The organism is Nocardioides sp., from assembly GCF_036401255.1.
Taxonomy (GTDB): Bacteria; Actinomycetota; Actinomycetes; order Propionibacteriales; family Nocardioidaceae; genus Nocardioides.
In genome coordinates, this window is sequence record NZ_DASWVI010000119.1 from 1 (window position 1) to 4,580 (window position 4,580).

General features: G+C 75.3%; 5 protein-coding genes and 1 pseudogene. 1 reads left to right on the forward strand and 5 read right to left on the reverse strand.

Going from position 1 to position 4,580, the window contains the following annotated elements:
- Positions 1-989: NADH:flavin oxidoreductase (locus tag VGD85_RS05335; RefSeq protein ID WP_331062409.1), on the reverse strand; the 989-nt coding region annotated here is incomplete at its 3' end.
- Between the two features lie 235 nt (positions 990-1,224).
- Positions 1,225-1,908, reverse strand: a complete 684-nt coding sequence (locus VGD85_RS05340; protein ID WP_331062410.1) for an SDR family NAD(P)-dependent oxidoreductase — start codon at positions 1,906-1,908, stop codon at positions 1,225-1,227.
- A 103-nt stretch (positions 1,909-2,011) separates the two neighbouring features.
- Between VGD85_RS05340 and VGD85_RS05345 the strand changes: the two genes are divergently transcribed.
- Positions 2,012-2,839, forward strand: coding sequence for a helix-turn-helix transcriptional regulator (locus VGD85_RS05345; RefSeq protein ID WP_331062411.1), 828 nt, complete (start codon positions 2,012-2,014; stop codon positions 2,837-2,839).
- On the opposite strand, the gene VGD85_RS05350 is transcribed toward VGD85_RS05345, so the two are convergent.
- From VGD85_RS05350 to VGD85_RS05360, 3 genes and pseudogenes are all read right to left on the reverse strand, one after another.
- The gene (locus VGD85_RS05350; protein ID WP_331062412.1) at positions 2,758-3,765 is read right to left on the reverse strand and encodes an FAD:protein FMN transferase; all 1,008 of its coding nucleotides are present in this window, start codon (positions 3,763-3,765) and stop codon (positions 2,758-2,760) included. The two genes, VGD85_RS05345 and VGD85_RS05350, sit on opposite strands and share 82 nt — an antisense overlap.
- On the reverse strand, positions 3,762-4,205 hold the full coding sequence (locus tag VGD85_RS05355; protein ID WP_331062413.1) for an FMN-binding protein: 444 nt from the start codon (positions 4,203-4,205) through the stop codon (positions 3,762-3,764). Before VGD85_RS05355 ends, VGD85_RS05350 begins: the two co-directional genes overlap by 4 nt.
- 6 nt (positions 4,206-4,211) lie before the next feature.
- A pseudogene (locus tag VGD85_RS05360) lies at positions 4,212-4,580 on the reverse strand (oxidoreductase); the annotation flags it as partial.

Sequence of the window (4,580 nt, forward strand, 5' to 3'; positions counted from 1 at the left end):
CGGGTCAGCGGCCCGGGGCGGGCGGCGAACTCCGGGTCGGCGAGAGCCCGGGCCGCGAAGTCGTGGTGGAAGATCGCGCCGAAGCCGACCGTCACGATGTCCGCGCCCTGGTCGAGGCACCACCGCGCGTCGGCCGTCGACAGCACCCGGCCGGCGACGCCGAGCAGCGTGCCCCCGCGCGGCAGGTCGGTGAAGTGCTCGATGAGCAGCCCGTCCGCGCCGCCCCGCGGTCGCATGAACACGTCCCACAGCGACATGTCGAGGTAGTCGAGCAGCCCCGAGGCCAGCATCCGGCGGGCGGTCTCGCGGCCCTCCTCGAGCGTGATCCCGTTGCCCTCCGGGGTCAGCCGCAGCCCCAGCTGGAAGTCGGGTCCGGTGGCGGCGCGGATGCCCTTCACCACCTCGGCGACCACCCGGAGGCGGTCGTCGAGCGAGCCGCCGTAGCCGTCGGTGCGCTGGTTGCGTCCGTCGAGGAACTGGCCGAGCAGGTATCCGTGCGCCCCGTGCACCTCGACCCCGTCGAAGCCGGCCCGCTCGGCCCGCACGGCCGCCGCGACGAAGTCGGCCACGAGCGCCTCGATCTCGGCGGTCGTCATCGCGACCGCCTGCTTCGCGGGGTCCTCCCACGGGCACTGGTTGGGGCGGCCGCTCAGGGCCGGGTCGGCCCGCCGGCCGCCGTGGTGCAGCTGCACCGCGGAGCGTGCCCCGGTCGCCCGCAGCCGCTCCGCCAGCCGGGTCAGGCCCGGCAGGTGCGCGTCGGTCGCGACCCCGAGCTGGCCGGCCCACGCCTGGCCGGCGGGAGCGACGTACGCCGCCGCCGTCATCACGAGCCCGAAGCCGCCCTCGCCGCGCGCCTCGAGCCAGCGGGTCTCGTCCTCCGAGAGCGTGCCGTCCGGGTGGCTCTGGGTGTTGGTGAGCGGCGCGAGCGCGAGCCGGTTGCGCCACGCCGGTCCGTGGCCGAGGGTCAGGGGGTCGGAGATCGAGGTCACCGCACCATCCTCCCCGGCGGCCCCACGCCGAGCGCCGGGCGGGGGCTCGGCGGGTGGTCGCGGGGCCAGCCTCAAGGTTCGCTCAAGAGGGCCGGACGGGCTCGTGGGCGGCCGGCCGACCGGGTACCGTTGTTCACGACCCCGCTGGTGACCCGAGACGCCAGCGGGGTCCTCTACGTCCGGAGGTCGTGCGCCGCGGCGCTCCTGCGCCGTCGACGAGATGGGCGCGGCGAGGTCAGGTGCGGAGGCGCAGCACCGACGGGAACGCGTCGGCACGGCCGCGGTGGTGGGCCCAGAGGTCGGCGGCCACGCGGTCGGGGTGGTGGGCGTCGTCGCGCTCGCGGTCGACCGGGCCGACGATCACCGTGTGGCCGACGCGCACCCCCGTGCCGTCGAGCGCCCGGCGCAGCAGGGCGACGTACGTCGTGGTGGCGGTGGTCGTGACCGCGCTGGCGGCGCGCTCGGGGTCGGGGTGGAGGCCGGCACTGCCGGTCGTGAACAGCAGCGACCCGCGACCGCGGTCGAGCAGGTCCGGCAGCACGCTGCGCACGGCCGCGGACGCGCCGCCGATCCCGAGCCCGAGCGAGGCCATGAGCTCTCCAGGGCCGGTGTCCAGCACCGGCCGGATCAGGTCGACGTCGGGGATCGGGCTGAAGCACAAGGCCTCGGGCGGGCCGAGCTCGGCGCGGACCGCGGCGATCGCGTCGGTCAGCTCCTCGGGCACGGTGGCATCGGCGGTGGCGACCGCGGTGCGCGTGTCGAGTCCGGCCGCCAGCCGGACGAGGCGCTGCTCGTCACGGGCGATCAGCCCGACGGCGTACCCGGCGGTCGCGAAGCGCGCGGCGACGGCGGCGCCGATGCCGGGACCGGCGCCCACGACGAGCGCCACGGGGTCGGTGGTGTCGGAGATCCGGGTCATGACCACGACCGTGCCGCTCGGCCGGACCGCGCAGAAGGGTGCGTCGTGCCTGGGAGTGCTGCACCCACCCACCGGGAGCGGTGCCGACGTATCGTCGGGAGACATGCCGTCCACACCGTTGGGGGAGTTCCTCCGAGCGCGCCGCGCCCAGGTCACCCCGGAGGCTGCGGGCGTCGCGACGTACGGGCCCCGCCGGGTGCCGGGGCTGCGCCGCGAGGAGGTGGCGACGCTGGCCGGCATGAGCGTCGACTACTACGTGCGGCTCGAGCAGGGCCGTGAGCGGCGGCCCTCGGCGCAGGTCCTCGACGCGATCGGCCAGGTGCTGCAGCTCGACGACGACGCGCGCGAGCACCTGTTCCGGCTCGCGGGTCTGACCCCGGGCGCCGAGCGGACCGCGCGCCCCGAACGGGTCGACACGGAACTCGACCGGCTGCTGGACACGTGGCCGGACACCCCGGCCCTCGTGCTCGGGCGGGCGTACGACGTGCTGGCCGGCAACGACCTGGCGTACGCGCTGTTCGACGGCTTCCGGCAGGGTCCCAACCTGCTGCTGAAGATGTTCCTCGACCCCGGGGCCCGGTCGTTCTACCTCGACTGGGAGCAGGTCGCCCGCTACACCGTGGCCGGCTTCCGGCTGCTGGAGGGACGGTGGCCGAACGACCCCCGGATCCGCGAGGTGGTCGCGGAGCTCAGCCGGCGGAGCCCCGAGTTCGTCGAGATGTGGCAGCGCCACGAGGCCCGCGGGCAGCGGCTGGCGAGCAAGCGCTTCCACCACCCCGAGGTCGGCGACCTCACGCTGCGGATCAGCGCGTTCGACGTACGCTCCGCTCCCGGGCAGGAGCTGATCGTCTACCGCGCCGAGCCGGGCTCGCGCAGCGCCGAGGCGCTCGCACTGCTCGGGTCGCTTTCGGCCACCCGGGTGCGCGCGTGATCGGGTCGCATGGCGCCGGTGGTGCCGGGTACCTCGTCGCCATGAGTCTGCTGGACAAGATCGCGAGCTGGCTGCGTCCCTCGTCCGACGAGCCCGTGGAGGGGCCGGTGGGCGGTCCCCACCCGGCGCCGCCCGAGGACACCGTCGACGACCGGCGCGACTGACGGCTTCGCCGGCGTGGCGTACGTGTCGGTCGACCCGTCCGCCCACACGACCACGCCCGCCCGACCCGGACGCGTGCGGAGCCAGGCGAGCCCGTCGCGGCCCATCGCGAACGCGGCGGTCGCGTCGATGTCGGCCCAGGTGAGCTCGGTGGCGACCACGGTGATCGCCGCGACGCCGCGCGGGTGCGCGCCGGTGCGCGCGTCGACGATGTGCCGGCCCCGGTGGGCGGTGCCCGACGTGGCGACGGCCCCGTTGCCCAGCGGCAGCACGGCCAGGATCCGGCTGGGGTGGCGCGGGTCCTCGATGCCGATCCGCCACGGCTCGCCGCCCGGATCGGCGAGGCGGCAGACCATGTCCCCGCCGCCGGAGAGGCACACGTCGGTGTCCTCGAGGTCTGCGAAGGCCCGGGCGGCCCGCTGGATCGCCCAGCCCTTGACGACCCCGTCGGTGTCGAGGACCGGTGCGCCGTCCGGCCCGGTGCGGCGTACGTCGAACGCCCCGCCGCTGTCGACCCGAGCGGTCTCGGCGATCGCGAGGACCTCGGCGACCTCCGGCGGGCACTCGCCCACCTCGATCTCGCCGCGGCCGAGCCGCGAGATCGCGGAGTCGGGGCGGTAGGTGCTGAAGACCCGGTCCACGCCGCGCAGGAACGTCACCGCCGCCGCCCAGGCGTCGTCGGCACGGGTGCCGCCGGCGTGCCGGCCGCGGAGGGCGAGGCTGATCGGCAGGCCCATCACCTGCTCGACGCGACGGTAGGTCACAGCCCGGCCCGGTCGAGCGCGCTCTGCAGCGACTGCAGGTAGCCGACGCTGGTGACGGTCGCGCCGCTGACCATGTCGATGTCGGCGCTCTGCTGGTCGAGGGTCTCCTGGACCAGCGTCGGGATCGCGTAGGCGTTGATCTCCACGTCGCGGGGGTTGTCCTGCGGGTACTGCACCACGTCCACGGCGGTGATCGCCCCGTCCTCGACGGTGAGCTCGACCTGCACCGGTCCCCACTGGGTGGAGACGGCGTCGCCGCTCACCGTCGTGGTGCCCGAGGTGCTCTCGGAGCTGCTCGCGGCGTCCGCGGAGCCGGTGTCGTCGGTGACGATCGAGGTCGGCGGGTTCGTCGCCAGGCTCGAGTCGGTCGAGGTGTGGTAGCCGAACAGCAGCACCAGCACGGAGAGCGTGCTGAGCAGCCAGAGGACGATGCGCTTCATGGGAGATCACCAGCCGAAGGTCTCGAGGTGGATCCGGTGCGGCGGGACGCCGGCACCGGTGAGGTCGCGGCGGACCAGGTCGGTCCAGCCGGCGGGCCCGCAGACGTAGACGTCGCGCTCGGCGATGTCGGGGACCCAGGCCCGCAGCGCGTCGAGGTCGGAGATCGCGCCGACGCCGCTCCCGAGCCAGGAGTCGGGGCCGCGCCGGTGGCCGGGCAGGTGCAGGACCCGCAGCCCGCTCTCGCGCGCCAGGGCGTCGACCTCGCGGGCGAACAACGGGGTGTCGGTGTAGCGCTCGACGTACACGACGTCCTGGGGAGCTCGGGGCTCGGTGGTGAGCTCCTCGGCGAGCGCGCGCAGCGGTGCGATGCCCAC

Bases quoted from the DNA above. Each gene is read 5' to 3' on its own strand.
- VGD85_RS05340 (WP_331062410.1), bottom strand. From the start codon at position 1,908: ATGACCCGGATCTCCGACACCACCGACCCCGTGGCGCTCGTCGTGGGC.
- VGD85_RS05345 (WP_331062411.1), top strand. From the start codon at position 2,012: ATGCCGTCCACACCGTTGGGGGAGTTCCTCCGAGCGCGCCGCGCCCAG.
- VGD85_RS05355 (WP_331062413.1), bottom strand. From the start codon at position 4,205: ATGAAGCGCATCGTCCTCTGGCTGCTCAGCACGCTCTCCGTGCTGGTG.